This is a genomic window from Micromonospora tarensis, assembly GCF_016803395.1.
Lineage (GTDB): Bacteria > Actinomycetota > Actinomycetes > Mycobacteriales > Micromonosporaceae > Micromonospora > Micromonospora tarensis.
In genome coordinates this window covers 1-2,540 of sequence record NZ_JAEVHL010000439.1, presented here as the reverse complement: position 1 = coordinate 2,540, position 2,540 = coordinate 1, and the positions used below count along the sequence as shown (strand labels likewise).

The window sequence follows — 2,540 nt, the reverse complement described above, 5'->3', positions numbered from 1 at the left end:
CTCCGCCGACGCCGGCCCCGCCGAGCCGGCCGCCGGCGAGGGCGAGCCGTCCAAGCCGCGCCGCCGCCGACGCCGCCGTGGTGGTGGTTCCGGTGCGGATACGCCGGCCGAGGCGACCGCGGACTGACCACGACCAGCCACATCTGACATCCCCCGCACCGCCTCGCCGCGGTACGGGGGATGTTCCCGTCTCCCACCCCACCTGCCGAAGATGGAACGATGCCGCAACCACTGGACGCCGCCCTGACCGAGGTTCGGGCGTTGCTGCTCGACCCCACGCTGACCCGTGCGGTCGCCGCCGGACGCCGCCGGGGGCGTCGCCCGACCGTGGTCCGGGCCGAGCTGCGGCCGGTGACGCTGAAGGCCGGGCCCCGACTGCAGATCGCCACGTCCGACGGCACCCGCCCGTACACCCGCAACGTCGCCCCCGGTTCGGAAGCGGCCATGGCGGTCGACGAACTGTTGGCAGAGCCGTTCGGCAACTGGCACGTCGAGACGGCCGACGCGACACTGCAACTGCGGGTGACCAAGTCCGGCGAGGCACAGGTGCACCGGGCCGCGACGTCCCGGCCGGTAATGACGCTGGGCGGGAACGACCGGGCCAAGGAGTATCTGCTCGACCCCGGGGACCCGATCTTCGCGGAGATCGGTGGTTCGGCGGCCAAGCGCCGCCAGGTGGACGCGTTCCTGCGCGCGCTGGCCGCGACCCTGCCCGACGAGCTGACCGGTCCGCTGCGGGTGGTCGATCTGGGCTGCGGCAACGCCTACCTGACGTTCGCCGCCTACCGGTACCTGACGGGTCGAGGGCTCGACGTCCACCTGGTCGGCGTCGACGTTCGGGAGGACCAGCGGCGGCGCAACACCGAGCTGGCGCACCGGCTGGGCTGGGCCGACCAGGTCACCTTCGTGGCCGGCACGATTGCCGACGCCGTCGTCGACCCCACCCCTGACCTGGTGCTGGCGCTGCACGCCTGCGACACCGCCACCGACGAGGCGCTGGCCCGCGCGGTGCGCTGGGAGGCCCGGTGGGTGTTGGCCGCGCCGTGCTGCCATCACGACCTGGCGAAGCAGCTTCGGGCCCACCCCGCCCCGCCCCCGTACGACCTGCTGACCCGGCAGGGCATCCTGCGCGAGCGCTTCGCCGACGTGCTCACCGACGCACTGCGGGCCGGGTTGTTGCGGGTGCACGGGTACCGGACCGAGGTGGTGGAGTTCGTGGACTCGCAGCACACACCGCGGAACCTGCTGATCCGTGCCCGTCGCACGGGCGGGGCGACGACGGAGGCGCAGCGTACGGAGTACCGCGAACTGGTGGACCAGTGGCGGGTCATGCCCCGGCTGGAGAGCCTGTTGGCCGCCGAGGAAGCGCCTGCCGGCTAGCGACCGGCGCTGCCCGGGTGACTAGCGACGGCGGCCCGCCTTGCCACCGCGGCTGCGGCCGGCAGCACCGTCGAGGACCGACACCCGGTCGGCCCCGGACCGCTGACCGACCCACTCGCCATCGGCCGGGACGGTCGGGAACGGTACGACCTTGCCGGTGCTCTCGGCGTTGCCGGCTGCCGCGAAGGCATTCCAGGAGATGTCCACCAGCAGCTTCTTGACCTCGCCGTGCCGGATGGCGGCGTTGTGCTGCAACGCCATCCGGGCACCGAGCACGACGCCGACGAGCGTGGTGGTGATGGCGCCGGTGGCGGCCAGCACCTGGAGACCGGTCGCCGAGTCGGTGCGGAGCACCAGGAGCAGCAACCAGATCCAGAAGGCGGCAGCGAAGACGCCAGCCTTGGCGACGAAGAAGAGGCTCACCGCACCGGGCTGGTACGGCTGGGGGCGGCTCGATTCGGCCATGGTGCTCCTCGGCGGTGGTCCGGTCGGGCGCGACAGGCACAGGTCTCCTGCCAGGACGGGCACCGAGCTTAATCGAAGAACGACGATGATCGCTGGATGCAATTTTCGGTCTGCAACCAGGCGGTCGGAGAAAAGTCTCGTCAACGGGACAGTTTGTGCGGTCAGTCAATTGTTTCCGGCTGCCGGCGTACTACCCTCGGAAGGCGCATCGTCCCGGTGCTCCGCGGGAGGGGAAGACACACAGGGATGGGATCCGCCGACCTATCACCGCAGATGGCCTTCGCTCGCTTCGTCCGGCGCGCCATCGATGACGCTCGCGACGAACGCGGCTGGACGGTAACTGATCTTGCCTCGCACACGGGCGTCGGTCGCTCGACCGTGTTCCGTTGGCTGGCCGGTGACTGGCAGGATTATCCCGAACTGGCCAAAGTGCGGGGCTTCTGTTCCGCCCTGGACCTGCCGGTCGCTGCCGCGTTCCGCGCCCTCGGGTTACCCGACGCCGGGCCCGCGCCGCGCAGACGCCACGACGACGGCCCGGTCGAGGCGGACGTTCGGGCCATCCTGGATCGACTGGCCGACCCCACGGTCCCCGCCGAGGAGAAGCACCACATCCGCGACCTGCTCCGCTACCTGGCCCGCCGCCCCATCCGCCGCGCCGGCTAACCCAAACCCCAAACCCCAAACCCCACGCCCCA

3 protein-coding genes are annotated in these 2,540 nt (G+C 71.6%); 2 read left to right on the top strand and 1 reads right to left on the bottom strand.

The features are described 5' to 3' along the window. Window positions 1-219: 219 nt before the first annotated feature. Window positions 220-1,380, top strand: a complete 1,161-nt coding sequence (locus JM949_RS35225; RefSeq protein ID WP_203152376.1) for a class I SAM-dependent methyltransferase — start codon at window positions 220-222, stop codon at window positions 1,378-1,380. A 21-nt stretch (window positions 1,381-1,401) separates the two neighbouring features. Here JM949_RS35225 and JM949_RS35220 read toward each other — a convergent pair whose 3' ends face one another. Beyond that, window positions 1,402-1,845, bottom strand: coding sequence for a hypothetical protein (locus tag JM949_RS35220; protein WP_203152375.1), 444 nt, complete (start codon window positions 1,843-1,845; stop codon window positions 1,402-1,404). A 246-nt stretch (window positions 1,846-2,091) separates the two neighbouring features. Here JM949_RS35220 and JM949_RS35215 point away from each other — a divergent pair, with 246 nt between their 5' ends. Next, window positions 2,092-2,508 carry a helix-turn-helix domain-containing protein gene (locus tag JM949_RS35215; protein ID WP_203152374.1) on the top strand — a complete coding sequence of 139 codons (417 nt, stop codon included), beginning with the start codon at window positions 2,092-2,094 and terminating at the stop codon, window positions 2,506-2,508. Window positions 2,509-2,540 lie beyond the last annotated feature (32 nt).